Origin of the sequence: Acidovorax sp. SUPP2539, from assembly GCF_030158975.1 — a bacterium.
Classification (GTDB): Bacteria; Pseudomonadota; Gammaproteobacteria; order Burkholderiales; family Burkholderiaceae_C; genus Paracidovorax.
The window spans coordinates 281,838-306,906 of sequence record NZ_BQXJ01000002.1; the positions used below are offsets into that span (position 1 = coordinate 281,838).

The following is a 25,069-nucleotide window of genomic DNA, read 5'->3' on the forward strand; positions in this document are numbered from 1 at the left end:
GCCCGGGGCCCTGTGGGGCATGTCCGACATCTCCGCGCGGGCCGGGCTCAGGCCGCCGGGCGCCGCTCCAGCGCAAACGGCGGCAACCCCTTCAGCAGCCGCTGCCCGTACGACGTGCGCACCAGCCGCTTGTCGTAGCAGTACACGTGGGCGCGGTCTTCCTCCGTGCGGATCGCGCGGCCCACCCACTGCGCCAGGCGGATGGCCGTGGCCGGCACCACCAGTTCGCTGAAAGGGTCGCGCCCCGCCGCCCGCAGCCACTCGGCGCGCGACTCGCCCACCGGGTCGTCGGGCGGCGCGAACGGCAGCTTGGTGATGAACAGCGATTCGCACAGCGCGCCCGGCAGGTCCAGCCCCTCGCCGAACGACTGCATGCCGAAGATGATGGACGGCTCGCCGCTGGCCACGCGCTCGCGGTGGCGCGCCAGCAGCTGGGTGCGGGGCAGCGCGGTCTGCACCAGCACGCTGCCGCGCATGGCGGTGGGCAGCGCATCGACGGCCTGGCGCATCTGGTCGCGCGAGGTGAAGAGCACCAGCGCGCCGGACTCGACCATGGCCAGGTCGGTCAGCAGCGCATCCACCATTTCGGCGGTGAAGGCCTGGGCCTCGCGCGGGTCGGCCACGGTCTCGGTGGCGATCAGCGTGCCCTGCAGCGCGTAGTCGAAGGGGCTGGGCACCTCCAGGGTGGTGACGGTCTCGTCGCCGAACAGCCCCGCCTCGCGCAGGAAGAAGTCGAACTGCCCGCAGCTCGTCAGCGTGGCCGATGTGAGCACCGCCCCGCGCACGGCCGACCACAGGTGGTGGCGCAGCGTGTTGCCCGGCAGGATGGGGCTGGCGTGCGCCTTCACGACGATGAAGTCGCCCTCCACCTCCAGCGTGAACCATTTGGCGGCGGGCACCGCGCCCTCGGGCGCGTCCTGCAGCAGCAGTTGCGCGGTGGCGTGCACGCCCTCCAGCCGGGGCGCGAGCGCGCCGACCTGGGCATAGAGCGTGGACAGGCGCCGCGCCTCGTCGGGCTTGTCGCGGATCTCGGCGCGCAGGGCCTTGGCGATGGCGCGCAGCGCGTTCAGAAAGCCCTCGGCGTGGTGCGCCATCTGGCCCAGCGGCTCCACCAGCGCCTCGGGCAGCACGCCGCCGGCCACGCGGGCCCGGGTGGGCATGCCGGGCGCCTGCGGGCGGGCGCGGCCGCCCCAGGCCGGCCTGGGGGCGCGCAGCTGCTCGCCGTACACGTCCATCACCAGCCGGGCCACGTCCTGCAGCGCGGCGCGCAGGCGCGCGGAATGGTTGGGGATGTCGGCGATCTCCTCCACCTCGACCAGCGCGCCGATGCGCAGCGCGCGGCTGGCCAGGCGGTCGATCCAGGTCAGGCGGGACAGGTCGGCCTCGCACGCGAACTGGTCGAGCGCGGTCGCGGGCAGGTGGTGCGCCTCGTCCAGCACCAGCAGGCAGTTGTCCAGCTCGGGCAGCAGCCGCGCGCCCAGCGAGGACAGCAGCAGGTCGTGGTTGGCCACGATGACCTGCGCGGCCACCAGCGCCTTGCGCCGGTCGTAATAGGTGCACTGGCTGAAGGCCGGGCAGTGCTTGCCGGTGCAGGAGCTGGCCTCGGCCGCCACGGGGCTCCACACCTCGGACTCGGGCGGCACCTCCAGGCTGTCGCGGTCGCCGTCCCAGGCGCCCTTGGCGAGCACGTCGGCCATGGTGGCGTAGAACTTCATGCGCGCCTCGGTCTCCTGGCGTGGGCGCGCGACGCGGGTAGCGGCCTCTTCCTCGGCGAAGAGGTCTTCCTCCTCCGGCGAATGGGCCTCGCCCGTGCCGGCGAGCCGCTCCAGCTTGAGCTTGCACACATAGCGCCCGCGGCCCTTGGCCAGGGCGAACTTGAAGGGCTGCTCCATGCGCGCGGCCAGGGCCGGGAGGTCCTTGTTGACGAGCTGCTCCTGCAGCGCCACCGTGGCCGTGGAGATCAGCACCCGCGTGCCGCGTGAGATCGCCATGGCGATGGCCGGCACGCTGTAGGCCAGCGATTTGCCGACCCCCGTGCCCGCCTGCACGACGGCGATGGAGCGCGTGGGCGGCGGCGCCTCGCCGTCGGGCCCCTCCTCCACCTTGCCCAGCTGCGCCACGCTGAAGGTGTGCGCCACCTGCTCGGCCATGCGCCGCTGGCCGGCGCGGCTGCGGAACCCCTCGGTGGCGCCCACCACCGCATCGAAAGACTGCAGGGCCTGCGCGGCCCATTCCTGTTGAGACATACAGTAGTGTGGCATGCCCGGGCCGGCCCCGGAAACGGTTCGGGTTCTCGACAGGGCACGGCCGGAGGTCCCTAAACTCCCGGGACGTCCCTTCGTTCCCACCCTCCAACCGACCGAAACGAGACCCCCATGGCAGAACACCTAGCCTCCATCACCTGGCAGCGCGGCAGCGACGCCTTCCTGGACCGGCGCTACCACCGCGCCCACCAATGGCAGTTCGACGGCGGGGCCACCGTCGCCGCGTCGTCCTCGCCGCACGTCGTGCCCCTGCCTTACTCCGACGCAGCCGCGGTGGACCCGGAAGAGGCCTTCGTCGCGGCGCTGTCGAGCTGCCACATGCTGTGGTTCCTGGACCTGGCCTGCCGCGACGGCTGGCGCGTGGACCACTACCGCGACGATGCGGTGGGCACCATGGCGCCTGACGACCAGGGCCGCCCCGTGGTCGCCCACGTGCAGCTGCGCCCCGTCACCCGGTTCGACCCGGCCCACGCGCCCAGCCAGGAGGCGCTGGAGGCGCTGCACCACCGGGCGCACGCGGCGTGCTTTCTCGCCAACTCGGTCCGCACGCGCATCGACTGCGCGCCCGTGCTGGAAACGGCGGACGCGGCCTGAGGGGCTTCGATCCCGCCGTGGATTGCGCGCGGGGCCGGCACCGCCGCGGCGGGCGGCCGGGTGCCGAAGCACCACCCGGTTGCTATCTAATTAATAGCAATACGCCCTAGTATTGATTGCACCAGCGGCCTGAAAGGCTTCAAATCGCTCCCGCCGTCGCCGGCTGTGCGCACCCGCCTACAGACGCCACCGGAGGGCTTTCCTAGCATCGAGGCCATGCCTTTTCGGCACAGCCACACGACAGGAGCCCCCCCGATGTCCACCCCCCGCGATTCCCTTTCCGACGCCCCGGTGCCCGAGCGCAAGGAGCGCCGCGTCGACACCACGCAGTCGCACCCCGCCCCCGACGCCGACAGCAAGAACCCCGACGGCCCCGAGCCCCGCCTGCCGCACGAGCGCGATCAGGCCGTGGAGATGACCGGCGGCGAGCCGTCCGAAGAAATGCAGCAGGCCTACAAGGACGTGAAGCGCGGCCTGCAGGACACCGACCGCGGCAAGCCGGCCCACGAGGCCTACCAGAAGCAAAAGCGCTGAGCGGACGGCGGCGGGGGCCGCGCACGCGCCCCGCCGCAGCAGCCCCCTCGCCCGCCCCCGTCGTCACTCCAGCATTTCCACCCGCAGCCGCACCGGCGCCTGCACGCACAGGCCCGGCACCTCGCGCAGTTGCTCCAGCACCGCCTGCACCTGCGCATCGACGGCCTCGTGCGTGAGCGCCAGCACCTGGTCCACGGCCGCATCGCCCTGGGCCGCCGCAACGGCATGCACCCTCAGCGATTGCACCGCGACTCCGGCGCGCGCCAGATGCTCCGACACCACCGCGATGGCATCCGCCCGCCCCGCCGCCACCGGCACGCGCAGGTAATGCCGCGTGCGCACATCCCCGATGGACTTCACCGCCCGGTCCTGCTGCGCATGCGGATGGAACGCCAGGTGCGGCACGCGGTGCGCGGCGCTGCCGTCGGCCGCCAGGCGCGCCACGTCCACCAGATCGGCCACCACGGCCGACGCGGTGGGCTCGGACCCTGCGCCCGCACCGTAGTACATCGTCACGCCACAGGCATCGCCCTTGACCAGCACCGCGTTCATCGACCCGTCCACCTGCGCCAGAAGGTGCCGCGCAGGCACCAGGGCGGGATGCACGCGCAGCTCCACGCCCTGGTCTTCGCCCTCGCCCTCTTCCAGATTCCGCCGCGCCATGCCCAGCAGCTTGATGCGAAAGCCCAGCGCTTCGGCGCACGCCACGTCGATTGCCTGCAGCCCGCGAATGCCTTCCACGTGCGCCCGCTCGAAGCGCACGGGCATGCCGAACGCATTGGCCGCCAGCAGCGTGGCCTTGTGCGCGGCGTCCACGCCGTCCACGTCGAACGACGGGTCGGCCTCGGCATAGCCCAGCGCCTGCGCCTGGCCGAGCGCCGCCGCGAAGTCCAGCCCCTCATCGCGCATCTGGGTCAGGATGAAATTGGTGGTGCCGTTGATGATGCCGGCCACCCACTCGATGCGGTTGGCCGTGAGGCCCTCGCGCAGCGCCTTGACGATGGGGATGCTCACCGCCACCGCCCCCTCGTAGGCCACCGCCACGCCCCGCTGCTGCGCCGCCGCGAAGATCTCGTTGCCGTGCACCGCCAGCAGCGCCTTGTTGGCCGTCACCACGTGCTTGCCGTGCGCGATGGCCGCCAGCACCCAATCGCGCGCCGGGCCGGTGCCGCCAGCGGCCTCCACCACCACGTCCACGCCGGGGTGGGTCGCCACGCGCAGCGGGTCGTCCGTCAACTCCACGCCCTCGGCGCCGTCCAGCACCGCCGCGGCCCGCGCCAGGTTGCGCGCCGCCACGGCCACGATCTCGATGCCCCGGCCCGCGCGCCCCGCAATGGCGGCCTGGTTGCGGCGCAGCACCCGCCAGGTGCCGGCGCCCACCGTGCCGATGCCGATCATTCCCACGCGCAGCGGACGCTGCATGGGGATGGGCGCGCGGGCCTCGCCAGGGCCGGCGGACCAGGGACTCAGGTGGGGGTCGTTGAACATGCTCACTCTCTCCAGAAACGGGCCACAAAACGGCCAACAAAAAACCCAGCTGCCAGGCTGGGTTCGTTCGGGGGAGGGAATGACACCAGGTGGCCGCCGGGACGGCCACCCTGCACCAAGGCTAGGTCGCCGCGGTGGTAATGGTGGTAATCATTCGTGCGTTCATCCGGGCCCGCGCGGTGGCGGGCGGCACCGCGGCGCGACCCGGGCGGGCAACGCGAGCGACGGTGGAGACGGAAGAACGGCACGACATGGGCGGCAAGTGTACAGGACGCGATGCACGCCCCACAACCGCTGCCCAAATGCTATTTAATTGATAGCAATATGCCCTAGTATCGCTTGTGCTGAAGGCCATTTCGGCTCCAATGCGCGGCGCCGGCCGCGCGGGCGGCACGGCGCCTGCCGTCAGGCCTGGAGCGTGGCGGTCAGCGTGATCTCGGGCACGCTCGCCAGGGCCTTGGACAGCGGGCAGTTCGCCTTGGCCTCGGCGGCGATCTTCTGGAACTGCGCCTCATCCACGCCCGGCACCTTGGCCGTCAGCGTGAGGGCGATGCGGTCGATCTTGAAGCCCTCGCCCTCCTTGGCCAGCCGCACCTTGGCGGTGGTGTCGAGAGTCTCGGTCGAGATGCCGGCCTTCTCGCAGGCAAACGCGAAGGCCATCGTGAAGCAGGCCGCGTGCGCCGCACCCACGATCTCTTCCGGATTGGTGCCCTTGCGGTCGTCGCCGAAGCGGCTGCCGAAACCATAGGGGTGCTGCTTGAGCGCGCCGGTCTCGGTGCTGATCTGGCCCTGGCCGGTCTTGCCAGCGCCTTCCCAATGGACGGATGCGGATTTTTCGGACATGCGGTGCTCCTTGTGCGGTGAACAACAAAACAAACAAGACGCGATCACAACACGCAGGGATCCGATCGCGGGTGGGCCCAGCGCCCCGACGCCTGACCCGATTTGTCCTACAGCACCCGCAGGCCGCTCAGCCGGTGCGCACCATGTCGATCGCATCGAACGGACAGCGCACCGCGCACAGCGCGCACCCCGTGCAGGCCGGCGCATCGTGCAGCACCGACTGCTTGCGCCCCCACGGCTGCGGGCCCGGCACCTGCAGCGACAGCACATGCGGCGGACACACGGCCACGCACCAGCCGCAGCCGGTGCAGCGGGGATCGATGCGGGGCAGGGCCTTGCGCGGGGCGTTCATCGCAAAACGAAGAAGAAAAGAAAACGGAGAAGAAGCGGAAGGGACGCGCGGGATCTTGCCGCTTCCTACCGTGCAGGCACAAGCAGGTAGCCCCCTTCGAATCGGGGAGACTGGGTGTCCACGCGCACGCAGGTCCTCGGCCGACCCTGGTGAGTGCACTGGGCGACCTCCAGCCCCGCGCCCGCCTTTCTGAGCCGATCCATGTCGGCCAACAGCGTCTGCCGCTCGGCGCGCAGTTCCTTCAGCTCTCTTTCGGTCGGAGACAGGTAGGCCATCGCCGCCGCGATCAGGACCACCACGGCCAGTGCCCCCGTGCAGGCATACGCCAGCATCTTCCACTGCAGTTTTTCCTGCGCCGCTGCGAAGGTCTTCGTGGCCTCGGCGGCCGCCGCGTTCGCCTGGGCCCAGGTGGCGGTCATCTTCGCTGCGGCTTTTTCCGCGGCCGGCTCGAGCACCGTTTCGATGGCGGCGCCCACGGTCAAGGGCAGCCGGTCGCTGGCCCGTTTCAGCGCGTCCGAGGCCTGGCGTGACTGGACCACGGAGGCATCGGCCTTTTGCTGCAGCACCGCCGCCTGTTGCATCAGCGACTGCAGCATGTCGGACAGCTGGTGGATGCGCTCCACGCTGCGTTGTGCATCGTTCATCACAGAGACAGGCCCTTCTCCTGGGGCTTGTGCTCCAGGGCGCGCTCCTGCGCGATGCTGGCGCTCCGCTCGTCCGCCTGCTGCCGGTGGACCTGCAACTCCTGGCGCAGCTCCCGGATGCTTTCGAGCGCGATGTAGTGCAGCGTCCCGTCCTGGCCCACGGACACCAGCAGCCCCGATGAGGATGTGCCCGACTTGCCGGAGAAAGCGGCCACCGCGTCCAGATAGTGCTGGATGAGGGCATTGGGAAACTCCTCGGCCTGCGCCTTTCCCACCGTCTCCGCCAGGGATTGCGTGAATGCTTGAAAGTCGAGTGGAGAGCTCTGGCCCCCCGCGAAGTCCAGGTAGGGGCAGACCCGGGTGCGCCAGTCCAATGGCCCCTTGGAGGACTCCACGTACCAATGGATGGCGCGGGACACCTGCTGCAGCGCCGGCTCGTTTTCAAGCGACAGCTTGAGGGTGTCGAGTTTGTCCGACTCCTTGTCGCTGTTGTTGGACGCCCGCTTGAACTCGATCAGCCGGACGACGCCTGGATAGCGGAGCAGCACATCCCCCAAGGGACCGTCGAGCGGCGTCTGCTGGAGCAGGTTCACCACCCCCGGCAACGGCTTGTCCGGAAACCGCCGCCCGATCACGAGCCCCAGGCTGTAGAGGAAATTGCCGATCAGGATGTTTTCGTAGGGGTCTTTCATTTCGTCTACCTCCCTGTGTCGTTGTTCATTCCATTGGCCTGAACTTTAACCAACGAGGCAACCACTTTTGGACAGCTCGCTTCCTGGAATAACCTCCCAGCTCGGGTAAAAGCAGTCCATCGGCCCACCACATGCCTACTCGATGCTTCCCATCACATCGCCAGATCTGACGCTAGCGCGGAAACCCCGCCTCGAACTTGCCCTGGCGCGATCTGAGCGCCGACAGTCGAAGTCAGAACAGGCTTCCGCTTTTAAGCACACGAAAGTCCCTCGGGTTCAGCAGCTTGGCGGTCCGAGGCGTCACATGAATGTCGCCTGCGCAGCTAACGACCTCGTGCTGCCGGTGCGCCATGATGGCCAGGTCGTAGTCGGTCACGCCAAGTTCAATCGCGACGTGTTTGTCTTGGTCCGTGACCTTTGTGGCCACCATCACCGTACCAGTCTCACTGCCTACCGGTCGGTCCAGCCGTTTGATAACTCCAGTGACCGTTCGATCAGGTAAAACGTAATTGTCCTTGTAGTACTCCGACGCCTTCGCGAGCGCGGTCACCTGCTTCGCGTCAAATGCGAAAACTTTGTTCTCGCCTTCAAACATGGGGCTTCGGGCCGCCGAGATGCGTATCTCGAAGGCCCTCTTACGATCCTGCCCGCTGAGTCCAAGCAATGCGTCGCACAAGTTCGAGCTTGCCCCGCGCTGTACCGCTGAATCGAAGGCAGTCAGGTCATGGCGCTGGCCGTAATCGGTCGTTGCAGCAGACAGAGCTTCAAGGCCTGAGGCAAGACTTGCCGTGACTGCGGTCGCTAATGGCACGGTCGGAACGCCCTCCGGGGTTGAGCTGGCTGAGGCGGGCGGGATCGGTGCAAAAACGTTGATGACATAGCTGCCAATCTCAGTCTGACCAAGAAGCAGCGAGTCGAGGTAGGCCTTGGCTTCGTCGGTCGGGTGACCGGAAAACTGCCGCCGCTTCGCGTACAAGGCCAGAGCAGCGGACTTAAGCATGTCCCGTGCGCGTGCCACAAGCAGGACGCCATCGTTGATTGGAATCGTCCCCTCGCTGGTGTCGTCATGAATGACGCGGACCGCAATCAGGTCGGCGAAGGCTCGTCTGACATCGATAAGCACCTCGCCAACTGGCCGTCTCTCATGCTCGGCTATCGAGTTGAGAGCATCTGAGATCCGTTGCTCGAAATCTTTCAGCGATTCCGCGGCCGGGAGCACGACCTCCGCGTTGCTGTCGTCTGAGCGACGCCAGATGGTGGCGACCTGCCGAAGCGCGCCCTCCATGCCCCATTGCTTCGAAACAAGATAGGACTGCAGCTGCGAAAGTGAGACCGGCTCACGCTTACGAGCGACGCCGCCGTTCATGCCGATTCCCCGTTGCTGGCCAGCTTCATCAGCTCGATCAACGCGCTCGTCGTCAAACGCTGGGCAAGCGGCACCTCCACCACGACCTGCGACGTATTGGTGCTGTCAGGGGCGTGCCGAATTGAGGTCCAGTAGCAGCAGTTGTGAAGTGAGATGTGCCCGTCGTGATGATGCAGCCAGTCCTCAGGGGTCTCAGGTACCAGTAGAACCGCAAGGTAGCGGGGACTAACAACGTTCTCGCCACGGAGGTCGTCGTAGTTCTTTTTCTTGAGAGGAAATTTGATGACCTCTCCGCTCAGGTAGTGCCCGGAGGTGCACTTGAGCTGAAGGTCGATCTTTGGGTTCCTCAGCAGCCCACCCGGGAAGTTCCTTGCGACGAGCGTGATGTCAACGCTATCGTCATCCACGAACAGCGACTCGTAGTTCAACCCAGCTTGCGCCGCCAGGGCGCAGACATACGCGACGTTGAACAGCTCCTTCCGTTTACCGATCTCCATCCCTGCGCTCCTGCGGCCTCTTTTCGGGCCGTAGCGAGATATTAGCCTGAGGCACGCCTAAGCTTCTGCCGGTTTATCTGAGACTGAATCGCCCCGGCTGAACTAAACACCCTCGAGCCTCAAACCTGAGGCCCAATAGGAGGTGCCATGACAAAGCAGCCATATCCCGAAGAATTCAAGATCGAAGCGGTCAAGCAGATCACGGAGCGAGGCCATCGGGTGGCCGATGTGTCCACCCGAATCGGCGTGAGCCAGCACAGCCTGTACAAGTGGATCAAGGCCTATGCGGTGTCCGGTCAGCAGTTGATACAGCAACACACCTAGGCTGTAGATGTCTCCGCGGAGTAGGGCGTCGAAGGTCCCCCTACGGGATGCGCATCCACCAGCGAAAGGTCGGATCTTTTTCCAGCTTTTCGTAGTTGCGAATCAGCTCGATGGAGGGCACTTCATCCACCGAATGGGTGCCGACGTTGGAGTGATCGCTAATTGAGCGGGGTGTGCTCGGTGTAGTCGCGGTTGTCGCGGATGACGTACCGGGCCATTTAGGAGCACGCGAAAAAAAGAGCCCGGCAATGCCGGGCCTTCATGCGTCATGTTTTTGAGTGGCTGAATGCCCGATGCGAGCCTCAGATCACCACGACGACCGGCAGAGCTTTGCGTTCAGAAAGGCAAAACGTTGTTCGCTTCCACACAAACGTGTTGAGCAACCCATAAGGCGCGAAACCAACCTGTTGGGAATCAATGACTTCCTCACCGACTGCAGGCATAACGTGAGAAATTTGCAGGCATAAGCGGAGAAATCGCTTCATGCGAAAACACGTCCAACCAGAAAAGTGATGGCGCTTTCATTGCAAAGCGCACTACTCCGGATACCGTTGCCTGCTGCGTGATGCAGGCTGGCGAAGACCTATCTATACCCCGAAACAGCCACTATTTTCAGGTAGTTTTCATTCAGCTCGGGGATCGGTGCCACATCGGCAACTGGTAGGTTATGGCCTAGACGCTGCATATTTCGACTCGACGTGGATACGTTTTTCTGATGCTCGTGAACAGAGAGTTTGGGAGATCGTGAGCGGGGGTTTCGAAACGGTGGTCAGCCGCGGGACTGCGTCCACTTCAGGCATTACTGTTGCGGCCGCCTTCTACCGTAGATTCGAAAGAACTGGCTGGACTGCCCCTTCCACGCTTCCGTCAGCTCTTCAATCGTCCAATACTGAACTGGCCAGCGAAGGACGTGGCGGCGCGATGCGGGGGCATTTACGCTGTGGCCCCTATCTGTGAATGGCAGTGACTCAGCATTCAACAACGTGCACGTCACAGCAATTGGCCCCTCCGGCCCTGCTGACTGCATCACTGCCTTAGCCACCATGAATGCATCACGGAAGGCAAAGTCATGAAACCATGAAGCTGCTGGCCTCCCTTCCACTTCAGGAAAGGTCCAGACGGCCGCAAAGAGATGCCCATCTTGATGAAGCTCTGTCCCATATCCAGAATCCTCTGTCGGGCTCCTTGACGCAATGCCGTCAAACACCAGCTTTGGCCGTCCTGAGCCCTCGAAAGCACACCACCAATGGTCTTCCCGAATGTCGCGTGCACCCTCAGACAGTGCATTAGTCAACTCGGCCTGCTCAAGGTCAAATACACATGGCATCTGCGGTTGGAATTGCCAAAGAATCAGTGGCTTTTCTTGAAGTCCATAGTCTGCGACGAAGCTCGCCCTCTTCTTTTCGAATTGGCGCTCCATACGGTCTTCAGGGTGTACTACGCTTTCAACATTCATCTTGCACCGCCATATGTCCAATTGTTGCGTTCAGATTTGGGCATTCCTGATGAACATTCCCCACAGCGCCTCTGCTGCGCCCTCTTGCGAAAGATTGGCATCTCTTTGCCCAGCTGACCAGCCCATGCTCATAGAGGACTTCATATGCATGGCTTGGTCTGTCACATCGATGCTTAGTAGCTCGTTGTATGAGCCTCGCTCCGTCGACGTGTCAGTGGAGTACGCGATGCCGTCCTCCCTGCCGAACCCATCAATCCGAATGGAGCATTGGGCAATGGTTTTGCCGTTGCGGTAGAGCATCGCAGCCATCCTGCGCGAGTCCACTTGTTCAAAATTTGACTCCAACTGGGGATTGCGGGCCTGCAGCTCCTGCAAGCTGCCCTGGAAGAACCGGCAGATGTACTCAAACGTCGCGCGCACGAACTGATGCCTGTCACGCTCAGTGAATTCTTGCTTAAGCCTCAGGTTGCTGGAACGCGGAAGGGATGCAGCACCAGCCACCGCGTTCATGGCACTCCCCTCGTCTGCCGCCTCCGGCAACCTCGCAGGAGCACGAGCTGCGGGAACAGCTTTCTTCGTCGACGTAGGTGTACCCACGAGGCGTCGAATCTGCGCAGCAACGTCTGCAAAGGCTTCGTCTTGGTTTGGCCACAGAGTGACGGCCCGCCCATCGCGTGGAACGGCTAGGAGCGTGCCAAACGGGGCAGAGTGCCAGTCACAGGGCCGCAGAATGACAGGTACTACTCGAGCTTCCCCTGCTTCATGCCGCTCAACTGCACGCTGCATTTCCTTCGAATAGCAGTAGGTCGACTTAATGAAGTCCGAGCTGATAAGCAACAGGATGATGTCAGCTGCCTCCAGCTGTACATCGATGGCAGTATCGATTTCGTCTCCAGCGCCGATCCTGCGGTCATGCCAGACTTCAATATGGCCTTGCTGCAGCAGCAGCCCAAGGTGGGCTTCGAGTTCGTTGCGCAGTGCTTCGTCTTTGTGGCTGTATGAGAAGAACAGTGTGGTCATCAGCTTGTCTCGATTAGTGAAATGAACCCGTTTCGAATAAGAGGCTAAGGACCGGCCTTGCTAAAGAATGCGGCCCAAGCAGGCAGATTTATCGAGGGTCCATAGATGTAGGCGATGGCGACTAAACCAGCCCACCGCCCCACGTTGCACACCTCGCGCACAACCAGCGCCCGGAAGCGGTACTTATCGTTCTTGAAGCCGCAGTAGGGATCGGTATCCTTGCTATGTGGCGCACTCTTTTCTTTTGTGCCATCGGCCATTTCATGCTCCCGTGGCATTGCGTTGACGTCTGGGGCGAACAGGCGAAGGCACGGTTTCACCTCCCCCTAAGGTTGCTGCGTTAAATACCGGACGACGACGCCCCCGTGACTTTTTAGAGGGTTCGTCATCAGCTTCTGACTCCGTCGCACCCGCCAAAACTACCGCCGGCCCTGGGGGAATCGGGAGCACTGTGGACACCGCAACAGCGACATCGGCTTTCTTTGACTGCTCTGCAGCGACGTGCTCCCTGGCCTGCTGCCAATAGAGGAGGCGGCCGCGTAAGCGGCCGTTTTCCTTTGTGTCACGCACGACGCACCTCCTGGATGAGGCTGGCAAACCGGCTCTCCAGACCTTCCAGCTCGGATCGGAGTTGTGCTCGCTCCGCACGAAGTGTTTCCAAGTCCACGTTACAGACCTGCTCTATGGCTTCCACATAGCGAACCACGTTGAGGTTGCAGTCGTTCTGCAGGATTTCTTCCAACGACACCAAGCGGGCGTAGCCCTCAACATCCGCCCTGGCTGCATAGGTGGACCCGATCTGAGCGAGGTCTTCATCGCGTAATTGGTTCTGGGGTTTCCCGTGCTCAAACTGGCGGCTGGCGTCGATGAAGAGCACGCGCCCGTCGCTCTTGTCCTTGCGTAGTACCAGAAGTGCAATCGGCAGCGGCGTGTTTGGAAGCAGCTTGACTGGCAGCGCGATCACTGTGTCCACCAGGCCTTCCTCCAGCATTTGCCTGCGAATCTGCAGCTCCGCACCGCTGCGGAAAAGGACACCATGGGAGACCACCACTGCCATTCGGCCGTGACCAGGCTTGAGCGTCTCCACCATGTGGCTGATGAAAGCGTAGTCAGCCGAAGCGCGCGGCGGAACTCCGCGTCGGTAGCGCATGTAGGGATCGGTTGCGGCGGCATCTTGTCCCCAATCCTTCACATTGAAGGGCGGGCTTGAAACCACCACGTCGAACGTCTGCAGTTGGCCTTGAGCCACCAGGCGCGGGTCTTTGAGGGTGTCTCCCCATGCCAACTGCGCGGCAAGTTCCCCATGCAAAAACATGTTGATTTTTGCGAGGGCCCAGGTGCTGCCGTTCTTCTCTTGGCCGAACAACCGACAGCCCTCACCGCCAGAGTGAGTACGCGCGAAGGCGCTGCAGGTCAGCAGCAACGTGCCAGAACCGCAGCATGGATCGCCAACGCTCTCGTCGACTTCTGGCTGGAGGATTTCGGCAATAAGCCGGGAAACCTCGGGCGGAGTGAAGAACTCGGCACCGCGCTTGCCAGCGACGGCTGCCGCCTCCTTAATGAGCGTTTCGCAGGCAAAGCCAGCCACTTCAGCACTTGCGCCGCCTCGAAAGTCGAACTCTGGCAAACCGAAGCAGCTCAGCAGATCAGCGATGAGGTGTTGCCTTTGCTTGGGTTCGCCCAGCAGGGATGAGTCGAAACGGACACTGTGAAAAGCGTCATGCAGCAGCGGGTGCTGCTTCTCCAATTCAGCAAGTGCCCGGTCAATGCGCTGCCCGATATCGGGCATGTGCTTTGCGTTGAGCAGTTGCTCAAACGACGGCGCCGATCCGCCATTCGTGCTGGGCAAAATCGCATGGCTAGCTTCTTCGGCAGTACGGTCAGAGGCGTATTTCAACACCAGCAATGCCAGTAGATGGTCACGGGCCTCTCCAACATCGGCCACGCCACGAACTGAGTCGAAGCAGCGCCAGAGTGCATGACAGATGGTCCGTTTTGCTTGGGCATCAAGCATAGTCGCCTCCAAGGTGCGAAAAGAGGCCGGCCATCTGAGTTACCTCAATCACATCCAGTTCTGTCAAACGATGCCGGATGGCAGCGATCCGCCCCGCGAGTTCAGCAATCTCCGCGATACGGCGTTGGCCTCCCATATTGAGGAGGTCCACCTCCAGCGTCTGAAGAGCCGTCTTGGTCAGCGCTTTGATACTGGTGCCGGTCAGCATTTGCTTGAGCTTGGCACCGGTGGTTGGCAGGTTGAGAAACCACACCAAGTAACCGGCATCCAATGTGGCAGCGGGTCGGATCACATTCAACTGACCCACCGGCAGAACTGGCAGGTCTGCCCCGGTAAAAAGCCATGCCCTGTAGTAGTCGCCCCGTGAGGGGATGACCACATCACCCTCTTGCAGGCAATTCGCGAGGTATTTTGCCGCCACAACAACCCGCGGCAGTTCGCTCCAGTTCACAGGAGTCGAAGACACAACATCCCGGATGGCCAACGCACGCACGTTGCCTTCGGGATGTTCTTGCGGTGCTTGATCGCGGAAGACCACTGCTGTGTGGAGTTCGGCCAAATCGCTGAGGGTATGGGCGGTTTTCATCAAATAACTCTACTGCTGGCAAAGTTTAGCGCCAGTTGCGCCGCAGTGCAAGCAGTAGAGTAATTTGTATGCTACAGGCTCAGCATTGGCCTGTCCGGCAAGTCAAGTTGCGTCTCCTTAACGATGCCAATCAAGAGCGACGGTCCCACAGCTTTCGCAACTTATGGGCCTCAAATTCGCGCCTTATGCCTCGCTCTACACCAACTCAAACGTCGATATTCCCCGCCCGCAAAGCATTCGTCTCGATGAAATCCCGCCGCGGCTCCACCTCGTCGCCCATCAGCATGGTGAACACCCGGTCCGCCTCGATCGCATCGTCTATCTGCACGCGCAGCAGGCGGCGCACTTCGGGGTCCATGGTGGTTTCCCAGAGCTGCTCGGGGTTCATTTCGCCCAGGCCCTTGTAGCGCTGGCGGCTGGTGGTGCGCTCGGCCTCGGAGATCAGCCAGGCCATGGCCTGGCGGAAGTCAGACACCTTTTCTTCCTTCTGCTTCTCGCCTTCGCCGCGCAGGGCCTTGGCGCCCTCGCCGACCAGGCCGCGGAAGGTGCTGGCGGCTTCGGCCAGGGCGGCGTAGTCGGCGCCGTGCACGAAGTCCTGGGTGATCAGGCTGCTCTTCACGTTGCCGTGGTGGCGGCGGCTGATGCGCAGAATGGGCTTGTCGGTGCGCACGTCGAACTCGCCGGCCACTTCGGCGGGGATGCCGTTGGTGGTCAGCTCGCGCAGCTTGGCCTGCAGCTGCACGGCGCTGGCTTCGGCGTCGGCCACGGTGTCCAGGTTCAGGCTCACGCCGTCGGCGATGGCGCGCAGGGCCTCCTTGTCCATGAAGGCGGACAGGCGGTGGATGACGGCCTCGGCCAACTGGTGCTTTTGCGCCAGGGCGGTGAGGGTGTCGCCGGTCAGGGTCTGCGGGCTGGCGCCGCCGGTGGTCACGCTGGCGTCCTTGAGCGCGATGCGCAGCAGGAAGGTGTCGAGCGCGGGGGCGTCCTTCAGGTACAGCTCTTCCTTGCCGGCCTTGACCTTGTACAGCGGCGGCTGCGCGATGTAGATGTGGCCGCGCTCGACCAGCTCGGGCATCTGGCGGTAGAAGAAGGTCAGCAGCAGGGTGCGGATGTGGGCGCCGTCCACGTCGGCGTCGGTCATGATGATGATGCGGTGGTAGCGCAGCTTGGCGGCGTCGAAGTCGTCCACGCCGCTCTTGCCGGATTCGACCGCGGCCTTGCCGATGCCGGTGCCCAGGGCGGTGATGAGCGTGACGATTTCATTGCTGGTCAGCAGCTTTTCGTAGCGCGCTTTTTCCACATTCAGGATCTTGCCGCGCAGCGGCAGGATGGCCTGGAATTTGCGGTCGCGGCCCTGCTTGGCGGAGCCGCCGGCGGAGTCGCCCTCGACGATGTAGATCTCGCACAGCGCGGGGTCTTTTTCCTGGCAGTCGGCCAGCTTGCCGGGCAGGCCCATGCCGTCCAGCACGCCCTTGCGGCGCGTCATTTCGCGCGCCTTGCGGGCGGCTTCGCGGGCGCGGGCGGCTTCGATGATCTTGCCGCACAGGATCTTGGCGTCGTTGGGGCGCTCTTCCAGGTAGTCGGTCAGCGTCTTGGCGACGATGTCCTCCACCGGCGCGCGCACTTCGCTGGACACCAGCTTGTCCTTGGTCTGGCTGCTGAACTTGGGCTCGGGCACCTTCACGCTCAGCACGCAGCACAGGCCTTCGCGCATGTCGTCGCCGCTCACCTCGACCTTGGCCTTCTTGGCCAGCTCGTGCGCGTCGATGTACTTGCCGATGACGCGGGTCATGGCGGCGCGCAGGCCGGTCAGGTGGGTGCCGCCGTCGCGCTGCGGGATGTTGTTGGTGAAACAGAGAACTTGCTCGCTGTAGCCGTCGTTCCACTGCATGGCCACCTCGACGCCGATCTCGGTGCCGGGAATGCCGCCGTAGGTTTCGGCCGGGCGCGCGCCCGTGGCGTAGAACGCGGTGGGGTGCAGCACCTTCTTGTTGGCGTTGATGAAGCCGACGAAGCCCTTCACGCCGCCGGCGCCGGAGAAGTCGTCTTCCTTGCCGGTGCGCTCGTCCTTCAAGCGGATGCGCACGCCGTTGTTCAGGAACGAGAGCTCGCGCAGGCGCTTGGCCAGGATCTCGTAGTGGAAGTCGTTGTTCTCTTTGAAGATCTCGGTGTCGGGCAGGAAGTGCACCTCGGTGCCGCGCTTGTCGGTGTCGCCGATGACCTTCATGGGCGAGATCTCGACGCCGTTCACGGTCTCGATGATGCGGTTCTGCACGAAGCCCTGGCTGAACTCGAGCACGTGCACCTTGCCCTCGCGGCGCACCGTCAGGCGCAGCATCTTGCTGAGCGCGTTCACGCAACTCACGCCCACGCCGTGCAGGCCGCCCGAGACCTTGTAGCTGTTCTGGTTGAACTTGCCGCCCGCATGCAGTTCGGTCAGCGCGATCTCGGAGGCCGAGCGCTTGGGCTCGTGCTTGTCGTCCATCTTCACGCCGGTGGGAATGCCGCGGCCGTTGTCGGTCACGCTGATGGAGTTGTCCGAGTGGATGGTGACGACGATGTCGTCGCAGTGCCCGGCCAGCGCCTCGTCGATGGAGTTGTCCACCACTTCGAAGACGAGGTGGTGCAGGCCCGTGCCGTCGGACGTGTCGCCGATGTACATGCCGGGGCGCTTGCGCACGGCCTCCAGGCCTTCCAGGATCTGGATCGCGCCTTCGCCGTAGCCTTCGCTGGCGCCCGCCTGCTGGGTGTCGATCTTGGTGAAGGGCTGCGCTTCGCCCGCGCCGTCGGAGGAAGGCTCGGGCAGGGTGTTCTCAGCGGTCATGGATGGCCTTGGGGTCCGTGGAAACCGGGGGGTTTCCTGAATGTTCAATAAGGGTCAAATCGGCCTCCAGCGCATATTCTTCTAGGGCATATAGCTACAAAAAACATAGCACTCACCCCCGGCGCTGGAAGACGGGTGCGTCAGATGCGCATGGGCATCACGACGTACTTGAAGGTCTCGTTCTCGGGGATGGTCAACAGCGCCGAGCTGTTGCCGTCCGACAGCTCCACCTTCACCATGTCCTGGCCCATGTTGGCCAGGGCGTCGATGAGGTAGGTGACGTTGAAACCGATCTCGATGGTGTCGCCGCCGTAGTCGATGTCGAGTTCGTCCACGGCCTCTTCCTGCTCGGCGTTGTTGGACGCCACGCGCAGGGTGCCGGGCTCCAGGTTCAGGCGCACGCCCTTGAACTTGTCGCTGGTCATGATGGCGGTACGCTGCAGGCTGGCCAGCAGCGGGGCGCGGCCCAGGGTCACGCTGTTCTTGTGGTTCTTGGGGATCACGCGGTTGTAGTCGGGGAACTTGCCCTCGACCAGCTTCGTGACGAACTCCATGCCGCCGAACGTGAACTTCGCCTGGTTGTTGGCGAACTGCATCTCGATGTGCGGCTGGTTCTCGCCGCCCGCATCCGACAGCAGGCGCTGCAGCTCCAGCACGGTCTTGCGCGGCAGGATGACTTCCTGCTTGGGCACTTCGACGTCCAGCGTGGCGCTGGCGAAGGCCAGGCGGTGGCCGTCGGTGGCGACCAGGCTCAGCTGCTGGCCTTCGGCCACGAACAGAATGCCGTTCAGGTAGTAGCGGATGTCCTGCACCGCCATGGCGAACGACACCTGGCCCAGCAGATCCTTGAGCACCTTCTGCGGCACGCTGAAGGCGGGGCCGAAGGCGGCCGATTCCTGCACCAGGGGAAAGTCCTCGGCCGGCAGCGACTGCAGCGTGAAGCGGCTCTTGCCGCCCTTGAGGATCAGCTTGGCCTGGCTCGACTCCAGGCTCACGGTCTGGTCGCCGGGCATGGTCTTCAGGATGTCGATCAGCTTGCGCGCGCCCACCGTGGTGGTGAAGTCGCCCGTGTCGCCGCCCAGCTCGGCGGTGGTGCGGATCTGGATTTCCAGGTCGCTCGTGGTCAGCTGCAGCGCGTTGCCCGTCTTGCGGATCAGCACGTTCGCCAGGATGGGCAGGGTGTGCCGGCGCTCGACGATGCCGGACACCGATTGCAGAACCGCGAGAACCTTGTCTTGTGTTGCCTTCAGGACAATCATGTCGTCAACCTTTGGTGGTTTTGGGAAACGTGCCAGGACGGCGGCATGGGCCATGCCCCCTCATGCCGTCCAGCACGCCATTTTGCCCGTGAACCGGGCGCGCTCCGTGGGGGTGCGGGGCCAATTCGGCATCAACCCTTGAGCGTCTGCTCCAGCACGTGCAGCTGCTGGTTCAGTTCGGTGAGCTGCTGGCGCTCGCCCGCGATCTTGCGCACCGCGTGCAGCACCGTGGTGTGGTCGCGCCCGCCGAACAGCTCGCCGATCTCGGGCAGGCTCTTTTGCGTGAGCTCCTTGGCCAGGTACATGGCGATCTGGCGCGGCCGGGCGATGCTGGCGGGGCGCTTCTTGCTGTACATGTCGGCGACCTTGATCTTGTAGTAGTCGGCCACCGTCTTCTGGATGTTTTCCACCGAGATCTGCCGGTTCTGGATCGACAGCAGGTCGCGCAGCGCCTCGCGGGCGAGCTGGATGGAGACTTCCTTCTGATTGAAGCGCGAGTACGCCAGGATCTTGCGCAGCGCGCCTTCCAGTTCGCGCACGTTGCTGCGCACGTTCTTGGCGACGAAGAAGGCCACTTCCTCGGGCATGTCGGCGCTTTCGGCGCGGGCCTTGTTGATCAGGATGGCCACGCGCATTTCCAGCTCGGGCGGCTCGATGGTCACCGTGAGGCCGGAATCGAAGCGCGAGACGAGCCGCTCGTGGATGTTGGCCAGGCCCTTCGGGTAGGTGTCCGAGGTCATCACGATGTGGCTCTTCTTGGCCAGCAGCGCCTCGAACGCGTTGAAGAACTCTTCCTGCGTGCGGTCCTTGTTGGCGAAGAACTGCACGTCATCGATCAGCAGCAGATCGAGGGAGTGGTAGTGCTCCTTGAACTCGTCGAACGTGCGCCGCTGGTACGCCTTAACCACATCCGACACGAACTGCTCGGCATGGATGTAGAGAACTTTCGCGTCGGGCTTGTCGGCCAGCAACTTGTTGCCCACCGCGTGCACCAGATGGGTCTTGCCCAGGCCGACGCCGCCATAGATGAAAAGCGGGTTGTACAGGTGGCCGGGCGAGCCCGCCACGTGCATGGCCGCCGAGCGCGCCATGCGGTTGGCCGTGCCCTCCACCAGCGTCTCGAACGTGAGAGCGGCGTTCAGACGCGAGCGGAATGCGCCGGCCACCGGCTCGTCGCTGGGCGCCGCGGCGGGCGTGGGCTCGGACGACACCACCTGGCCCGTCGGCGTGGATCGCACGTAAGTGCGGGCAACGGTCTCGCGCTGAGCGAGCGCTAACTCAAGCGACACCGGCTGGCCGTAGAGGCCTTCCAGCAGGGCTGCGATGCGGCCGGCGTATTGCGCACGGATCCAGTCGAGCTTGAAGCGGTTGGCCACCAACAGGGTGACCTTGGAGAAGTCGGGAGCGACCTGGGCGGTGAGCGGCTTGATCCAGGTGTTGAACTGCTGCTCCGGCAGGTCTTGCGCAAGCTGCTCGACGCAGGCTTGCCACAGTCCTTGTCCGGCATCGGCGCCTGGGTCGTTGTCGGGGCTGCGGGAAGGTTCCTCGGTCATTGATGGCGGTTCTTGTTGTGGATAGGAGGAACGATTCAGGGCCGCAGATTGTACCTTTTCAAAGGGTTATCCACAACCTCGGCCAGGGCGCCCACGGCGCGCGCCACCCGCGCCGCAAACCCCCTGTACTGCCGCCTCGCCATTGCCACGCCGGCACAAGCCTGCAATAATCGCCGGTTTCCCTGAATGCGTTCAGGGCAATAACGCCCGGGCCAAGCGCTTTGATCTTGATCGAAGTGCCGCATCCGGAGGGCCTGGAACCCGCATCTTGCGAGTTGCGCCCGGAACCTAACCCTCAAGGACATTGACCATGAAACGTACTTACCAGCCTTCCAAGACGCGCCGTGCGCGCACCCACGGTTTCCTCGTGCGCATGAAGACGCGCGGCGGCCGTGCCGTCATCAACGCACGCCGCGCCAAGGGCCGCAAGCGCCTGGCCGTCTAAGGCCGCCACGGCACTCGGCCCGGTTCCGGGCGGGAACCCTCCCATGCAACGGCTGAAAACCCGTCCGCAGTTCCAGGCCGCCATGGCCGGGGGAACGGTCTCCCGCACCGCACACTTCGCACTGCACCGACTGGGGCTCGCTCCCACCGGCGCAGCGGCCGCATCGCCTCCCGCACCTCCCACAGGGCCCGGCCCCTTGCCTTACGCGCAAGGGCCGCAGGCCCTGTTTGGCATGGCCGAGCCGCCCGGCGTCTGGATGGGCGCCATGGTGCCCAAGCGCTGGGCCCGCCGCGCGGTCACCCGCAACACCATCAAGCGGCAGATCCATGCCGTGGCCGCCTCGTTCGAGTCCCAGTTGCCGCAGGCCGCGCACGTGGTGCGCCTGCGGGCGACGTTCGACCGCAAACAGTTCACCAGCGCCACGTCCGATGCCCTCAAGCAGGCGGTTCGCGCCGAACTGCTGCAGCTGTTCGGCTACGCCGTGCGGCGCAGCGGCGGCGCTGCCACCGCCACTGGGGCACCGACGGCGGCGACCCACCAGCCCGCCCCGGCGCCTGTGTCATGATGCGCGCGCTGCTGATGGCGCTGGTGCGTGGCTACCGGCTGGTGCTGAGCCCCTGGCTCGGATCGGCCTGCCGTTTCGAGCCCACGTGTTCGGCCTATTCGCTGCAGGCACTTGAACGCCATGGCGCCGCGGCCGGAACTTATCTGACGCTGCACCGTCTGGCACGGTGCCAGCCCTGGTGCGATGGAGGGCATGATCCGGTGCCTGATGAACTGCCCCGCGCACTGCGGCTGTTCTCGCGCCTGTCTCCTTCCACGTCCTCCACCCCCTCCTCACCGAAGAAGTCTTCATGAACGACATTCGCCGCACCATCCTGTGGGTGATATTTGGCTTTTCCATGGTTCTGCTATGGGACAAGTGGCAAGTGCACAACGGCCACAAGGCCACCTTCTTCCCCGGTGCAACGCCTGCCGCCGTCGCGCCCGCGTCTTCGGCGCCAGCTGCCTCGGGCACCGCCGGCGCTTCCACCGTGCCGGCCCCCACGGCCGCAGCGGCGCCCGCGAATGCGCAGCAGGTGCCGGGCGGCGTGCCGCAGCCGGCAGCGGCGGCACAGCGCCAGCGCGTCACCCTGACCAGCGACGTGCTGCGCCTGACCTTCGACAGCGAAGGCGGCTCGCTCACGCATGGCGAACTGCTCAAGTACCCCGACATGGCCGACAAGTCCAAGCCGTTCATGCTGCTGGACGAAAGCGCGCAGCGCGTGTACGTGGCGCAGACCGGCCTGATCGGCGGCGCCTACCCCACGCACAAGACGGCGATGTCGGTGGTGGCCGGCAACCGCGACCTGCAGGACGGCCAGAACGAGATCAGCGTGCGCTTCGAATCCGCCGACCTGGGCGGCGTGAAGCTGGCCAAGACCTGGACCGTGAAGCGCGGCGCCTACGACGTGGCCGTGAAGCACGAGATCGTGAACACCGGCACCGCGCCCGTGTCGCCCCAGCTGTACCTGCAGTTGGTGCGCGACGGCAACAAGCCGCCGGGCGAGTCGTCGTTCTATTCGACCTTCACCGGCCCCGCGGTCTATACCGAAGCCAAGAAGTACCACAAGGTCGAATTCAAGGACATCGAGAACGGCAAGGCCGAAATCGACAAGTCCTCCACCAACGGCTACGTGGCCATGGTGCAGCATTACTTCGCCAGCGCCTGGTTGCTGGGCAACGACGTGCAGCGCGACCTGTTCGTGCGCAAGGTGGACACCAACCTGTACTCGGTCGGCATGATCACCCCGGTCGGCGAGATCGCACCGGGGCAGTCCAAGACGGTGGACGCACGCCTGTTCGCCGGCCCGCAGGTCGAGACGATGCTGGAATCGCTCACCCCCGGCCTGGAATTGGTGAAGGACTACGGCTGGCTCACCATCCTGGCCAAGCCCCTGTACTGGCTGCTCGACCAGCTGCACAAGGTGCTGAACAACTGGGGCTGGTCCATCGTGGCGCTGGTGTTCCTGCTGAAGATCGCGTTCTACTGGCTCAATGCGAAGGCGTACGCCAGCATGGCCAAGATGAAGGCCATCAACCCCAAGATCATGGAGATGCGCGAGCGCCTGAAGGACAAGCCGCAACAGATGCAGCAGGAGATGATGCGCATCTACCGCGAGGAGAAGGTCAACCCGATGGGCGGCTGCTTCCCCATCATGATCCAGATCCCCGTGTTCATCGCGCTCTACTGGGTGCTGCTGTCCAGCGTGGAAATGCGCAACGCGCCGTGGATCGGCTGGATCAAGGACCTGTCCTCGCCCGACCCGTTCTTCATCCTGCCGCTGCTGATGACCGCCAGCTCGCTGCTGCAGACCGCGCTGAACCCCGCACCGCCCGATCCGCTGCAGGCCAAGATGATGTGGTTCATGCCGCTGATCTTCAGCGTGATGTTCTTCTTCTTCCCGGCGGGTCTGGTGCTGTACTGGCTGACGAACAACATCCTGTCGATCGCGCAGCAGTGGATCATCAACACGCGCATGGGCGTGCCGCCGCAGTTCAACCTGCCGAAGTTCCGCTGACCCGCAACGCAGCGCGGACGCGCTGCGTTTGCGACACATTCCACGGCCGCTGTACAGCGGCCGTTTTTCATTGGGTACGATGCTTGCTTGCCACCTGCGGCATCTTTCATCCACTTTCGTTAACCGACGAGGAGACCTGGCCAATGAAACAGCAGCGTACGACTTTCAAATGGAGCGCACTGGGCATCGCGGTCCTGCTGGCAGCAGGATCGGCCCATGCCGCAACGATGCGGTGGGCCGGCGCCAACGACATCCTGACCGTGGACCCCCACGCCCAGAACCACCAGACGACGCATGCCTTCCTGCAGCAGGTGTACGAGAGCCTGGTGCGCTATGACGAGAAGTACCAGATCCAGCCCGCTCTCGGCACGAAGTGGACCCAGATCTCCCCCACGCAGGTGCGCTTCGAACTGCGCAAGGGCGTCAAATTCCACGACGGTGCGCCGTTCACGGCCGACGATGTGGTGTTCTCGCTCACCCGCGCCATGACGCCCCCCTCGAACATGCAGTCCGCCGTGCAGAGCATCAAGGAAGTGAAGAAAGTCGACGACTTCACCGTGGACCTGATCTTGAAGGGCCCCAACCCCGTGCTGCTGCGCGAGCTGACCGAGGCCCGCATCATGAACAAGGCCTGGGCCGAGAAGAACAACTCGACCAAAGCGCAGGACTATGCCGGCAAGGAAGAGAACTTCGCCTCGCGCAACGCCAACGGCACCGGCCCCTTCATCATGGTGGGCTGGCAGCCCGACGTGAAGGTCACGCTCAAGAAGAACCCGGACTGGTGGGACAAGCCCAAGGGCAACATCGACGAAGTCGTGTTCACTCCCATCAAGTCGGCGGCCACGCGCTCGGCCGCGCTGATTTCCGGCCAGGTCGATTTCGTCGTCGATCCGCCCACGCAAGATCTGGCGCGCATGAAGTCCAGCCCCGACATCACGCTGATCGAAGGCGCCGAGAACCGCACCATCTACCTGGGCCTGGACCAGTTCCGCGACGAACTGCCGGGTGCCGGCACGCCGGGCAAGAACCCGCTCAAGGACAAGCGCGTGCGCCAGGCGCTCTACCAGGCCATCGATTCGGCCGGCATCCACAGCCGCACCATGCGCAACCTGTCGGTGCCTGCCGGCACCATGGTCGCGCCCATGGTCCACGGCTGGAGCAAGAGCCTGGACGAGCGTGCCGCCAAGTACGACGTCGAAGCCGCCAAGAAGCTGCTGGCCGATGCGGGCTACCCCCAGGGCTTTTCGCTCAAGCTCGACTGCCCCAATGACCGCTACGTGAACGACGAAGCGATCTGCCAGGCCGTCACCGCCATGTGGACGCGCATCGGCGTGAAGACCACGCTGCAGGCCGCCCCCATGGCCCAGTTCGTCAGCCGCGTGATGAACAACGACGTGAGCGCCTATCTGTTCGGCTGGGGCGTGGCGACGTTCGACTCGCTCTATTCGCTGGATTCGTTGATGGCCACCAAGGCCGGCAAGACGGCTGCGGGCACCTACAACGGCGGCCGCTTCAGCGATGCCAAGCTCGACGAAATGATCAGCCAGATCAAGGTGGAGATGGATGCGCCCAAGCGCGACGCGCTGATCGCCGATGCCCTCAAGCTGGTCAAGGACGAGTACTACTACCTGCCCCTGCACCACCAGATCCGCCCCTGGGCGATGCGCAAGGGCGTGGAGACGCTGCACCGCGCGGACGACCGCCCGATGCCCAACTGGACCACGATCAAGTAAGCCCTCCGATCGGACCGAAC

At 64.5% G+C, this 25,069-nt stretch carries 23 protein-coding genes and 1 pseudogene; 8 read left to right on the forward strand and 16 right to left on the reverse strand.

Annotation, left to right across the window (positions count from 1 at the left end):
• Positions 1-47 precede the first annotated feature (47 nt).
• On the reverse strand, positions 48-2,246 hold the full coding sequence (gene dinG / locus AVTE2539_RS08880) for an ATP-dependent DNA helicase DinG (RefSeq protein WP_284409861.1): 2,199 nt from the start codon (positions 2,244-2,246) through the stop codon (positions 48-50).
• Between the two features lie 129 nt (positions 2,247-2,375).
• Between dinG and AVTE2539_RS08885 the strand changes: the two genes are divergently transcribed.
• Complete coding sequence (locus tag AVTE2539_RS08885) at positions 2,376-2,858, forward strand: OsmC family protein (protein WP_272566414.1); 483 nt, start codon at positions 2,376-2,378, stop codon at positions 2,856-2,858.
• 255 nt (positions 2,859-3,113) lie between these two features.
• The gene (locus tag AVTE2539_RS08890) at positions 3,114-3,392 is read left to right on the forward strand and encodes a hypothetical protein (RefSeq protein ID WP_284409863.1); all 279 of its coding nucleotides are present in this window, start codon (positions 3,114-3,116) and stop codon (positions 3,390-3,392) included.
• A gap of 63 nt (positions 3,393-3,455) precedes the next feature.
• Here the strand turns inward: AVTE2539_RS08890 and AVTE2539_RS08895 are convergent, their stop codons facing one another.
• The 7 genes from AVTE2539_RS08895 to AVTE2539_RS08925 all read right to left on the reverse strand — a co-directional run bounded on the left by AVTE2539_RS08895 (position 3,456) and on the right by AVTE2539_RS08925 (position 9,274).
• The gene (locus AVTE2539_RS08895; protein WP_502868899.1) at positions 3,456-4,880 is read right to left on the reverse strand and encodes a homoserine dehydrogenase; all 1,425 of its coding nucleotides are present in this window, start codon (positions 4,878-4,880) and stop codon (positions 3,456-3,458) included.
• A gap of 405 nt (positions 4,881-5,285) precedes the next feature.
• Positions 5,286-5,723, reverse strand: coding sequence for an OsmC family protein (locus AVTE2539_RS08900; RefSeq protein WP_284409866.1), 438 nt, complete (start codon positions 5,721-5,723; stop codon positions 5,286-5,288).
• Positions 5,724-5,850: 127 nt separating this feature from the next.
• Positions 5,851-6,075, reverse strand: a complete 225-nt coding sequence (locus tag AVTE2539_RS08905) for an ATP-binding protein (protein WP_284409868.1) — start codon at positions 6,073-6,075, stop codon at positions 5,851-5,853.
• A gap of 65 nt (positions 6,076-6,140) precedes the next feature.
• Positions 6,141-6,719, reverse strand: coding sequence for a hypothetical protein (locus tag AVTE2539_RS08910; RefSeq protein WP_284409870.1), 579 nt, complete (start codon positions 6,717-6,719; stop codon positions 6,141-6,143).
• The gene (locus AVTE2539_RS08915; RefSeq protein WP_284409872.1) at positions 6,719-7,411 is read right to left on the reverse strand and encodes a hypothetical protein; all 693 of its coding nucleotides are present in this window, start codon (positions 7,409-7,411) and stop codon (positions 6,719-6,721) included. Before AVTE2539_RS08915 ends, AVTE2539_RS08910 begins: the two co-directional genes overlap by 1 nt.
• Positions 7,412-7,643: 232 nt before the next feature.
• Positions 7,644-8,777, reverse strand: a complete 1,134-nt coding sequence (locus AVTE2539_RS08920) for a hypothetical protein (protein WP_284409874.1) — start codon at positions 8,775-8,777, stop codon at positions 7,644-7,646.
• Entirely contained in the window at positions 8,774-9,274 is a 501-nt protein-coding gene (locus AVTE2539_RS08925; RefSeq protein ID WP_272566406.1) for a DUF4365 domain-containing protein, read from the reverse strand. The genes AVTE2539_RS08920 and AVTE2539_RS08925 overlap by 4 nt, the downstream gene beginning before the upstream one ends.
• Positions 9,275-9,421: 147 nt before the next feature.
• Here AVTE2539_RS08925 and AVTE2539_RS08930 point away from each other — a divergent pair.
• A pseudogene (locus AVTE2539_RS08930) lies at positions 9,422-9,577 on the forward strand (transposase); the annotation flags it as partial.
• 323 nt (positions 9,578-9,900) lie between these two features.
• Here AVTE2539_RS08930 and AVTE2539_RS08935 read toward each other — a convergent pair.
• From AVTE2539_RS08935 to dnaA, 8 genes are all read right to left on the reverse strand, one after another.
• Entirely contained in the window at positions 9,901-10,083 is a 183-nt protein-coding gene (locus AVTE2539_RS08935) for a hypothetical protein (RefSeq protein ID WP_284409876.1), read from the reverse strand.
• A gap of 314 nt (positions 10,084-10,397) precedes the next feature.
• Positions 10,398-11,054, reverse strand: a complete 657-nt coding sequence (locus tag AVTE2539_RS08940; RefSeq protein WP_272566405.1) for a hypothetical protein — start codon at positions 11,052-11,054, stop codon at positions 10,398-10,400.
• Between the two features lie 30 nt (positions 11,055-11,084).
• Complete coding sequence (locus AVTE2539_RS08945) at positions 11,085-12,074, reverse strand: toll/interleukin-1 receptor domain-containing protein (RefSeq protein WP_284409878.1); 990 nt, start codon at positions 12,072-12,074, stop codon at positions 11,085-11,087.
• 562 nt (positions 12,075-12,636) lie between these two features.
• Positions 12,637-14,088, reverse strand: a complete 1,452-nt coding sequence (locus tag AVTE2539_RS08950; protein ID WP_284409879.1) for an N-6 DNA methylase — start codon at positions 14,086-14,088, stop codon at positions 12,637-12,639.
• Positions 14,081-14,674, reverse strand: coding sequence for a restriction endonuclease subunit S domain-containing protein (locus AVTE2539_RS08955; protein ID WP_284409881.1), 594 nt, complete (start codon positions 14,672-14,674; stop codon positions 14,081-14,083). Before AVTE2539_RS08955 ends, AVTE2539_RS08950 begins: the two co-directional genes overlap by 8 nt.
• Before the next feature lie 205 nt (positions 14,675-14,879).
• On the reverse strand, positions 14,880-17,498 hold the full coding sequence (gene gyrB, locus AVTE2539_RS08960; RefSeq protein ID WP_284409883.1) for a DNA topoisomerase (ATP-hydrolyzing) subunit B: 2,619 nt from the start codon (positions 17,496-17,498) through the stop codon (positions 14,880-14,882).
• Positions 17,499-17,638: 140 nt separating this feature from the next.
• On the reverse strand, positions 17,639-18,757 hold the full coding sequence (gene dnaN / locus AVTE2539_RS08965) for a DNA polymerase III subunit beta (RefSeq protein WP_092742492.1): 1,119 nt from the start codon (positions 18,755-18,757) through the stop codon (positions 17,639-17,641).
• Positions 18,758-18,888: 131 nt separating this feature from the next.
• The gene (gene dnaA, locus AVTE2539_RS08970; RefSeq protein WP_272566399.1) at positions 18,889-20,310 is read right to left on the reverse strand and encodes a chromosomal replication initiator protein DnaA; all 1,422 of its coding nucleotides are present in this window, start codon (positions 20,308-20,310) and stop codon (positions 18,889-18,891) included.
• Between the two features lie 310 nt (positions 20,311-20,620).
• Here dnaA and rpmH point away from each other — a divergent pair, with 310 nt between their 5' ends.
• The 5 genes from rpmH (at position 20,621) to AVTE2539_RS08995 (ending at position 25,049) form a co-directional block, all read left to right on the forward strand.
• Positions 20,621-20,755 (forward strand): 50S ribosomal protein L34, encoded by a 135-nt coding sequence (gene rpmH, locus AVTE2539_RS08975; RefSeq protein ID WP_005798102.1) that lies wholly within the window; start codon positions 20,621-20,623, stop codon positions 20,753-20,755.
• Positions 20,756-20,798: 43 nt separating this feature from the next.
• Entirely contained in the window at positions 20,799-21,320 is a 522-nt protein-coding gene (locus tag AVTE2539_RS08980; protein WP_284409886.1) for a ribonuclease P protein component, read from the forward strand.
• Entirely contained in the window at positions 21,317-21,613 is a 297-nt protein-coding gene (gene yidD / locus AVTE2539_RS08985) for a membrane protein insertion efficiency factor YidD (RefSeq protein ID WP_284407093.1), read from the forward strand. Before AVTE2539_RS08980 ends, yidD begins: the two co-directional genes overlap by 4 nt.
• On the forward strand, positions 21,610-23,316 hold the full coding sequence (gene yidC / locus AVTE2539_RS08990) for a membrane protein insertase YidC (RefSeq protein ID WP_272566397.1): 1,707 nt from the start codon (positions 21,610-21,612) through the stop codon (positions 23,314-23,316). The genes yidD and yidC overlap by 4 nt, the downstream gene beginning before the upstream one ends.
• A gap of 143 nt (positions 23,317-23,459) precedes the next feature.
• On the forward strand, positions 23,460-25,049 hold the full coding sequence (locus AVTE2539_RS08995; protein ID WP_272566396.1) for an ABC transporter substrate-binding protein: 1,590 nt from the start codon (positions 23,460-23,462) through the stop codon (positions 25,047-25,049).
• The last annotated feature ends 20 nt before the right edge of the window (positions 25,050-25,069 follow it).